General features: G+C 44.9%; 1 pseudogene. It reads right to left on the bottom strand.

Annotated features, from left to right (window positions below):
* Window positions 1-246 precede the first annotated feature (246 nt).
* Window positions 247-566 (bottom strand): annotated as a pseudogene (locus R7Q48_RS29735) (RHS repeat protein); the annotation flags it as partial.

The following is a 566-nucleotide window of genomic DNA, read 5'->3' as shown; positions in this document are numbered from 1 at the left end:
TTGAAATTAGCCTTAAACAGTCGAGAACCATACATCACAATTTCTACAGGCCAGTACCAGAATGGACTTAGCGGCTTGTAGCTCGCAACCTCGTCTATTTTGTAGTGACGACCTTCCGAATCATAAATGTCCATCAGCTCAAAATAACCGTTCCTCAAAGACTGAATAGTACATTTCCCGAACTCGGATTCTGATGCCACTACGAAGAGCGACCTTTTCTTGCTGCTCACACGCAGCGCTGGAAATTCAATTTGCACAACCGCATCCCTCATCATTTATTGAATCAGCTAAACCACCACTAACAGGAGAGGCTTGAGCTACTTTTGCCCATTCAGGCGTCCCGTGCCACCCACGACCAAATGCGCTATATGGGGTAGGTCCATTGCCGTGAATGTTTTGGTGAATATCTCTTGGAATGGACTTCAAGTTCCAAGGATGGTTTTTTATTGAGTCAGGAACATATTTGCCAAACTTGCCATTTCTCTGAATAGCCCAATGGTGAAGCTCATTACCTCGTGGAACCCCTTGAACTTTCCTTACTCTGGGTGAGACATTGCTCCATTTTT

It is taken from the genome of Vibrio sp. 378 (assembly GCF_033339435.1).
Note: the sequence above shows the minus strand (reverse complement) of the source record. Positions and strands in the feature narration are given on the sequence as shown.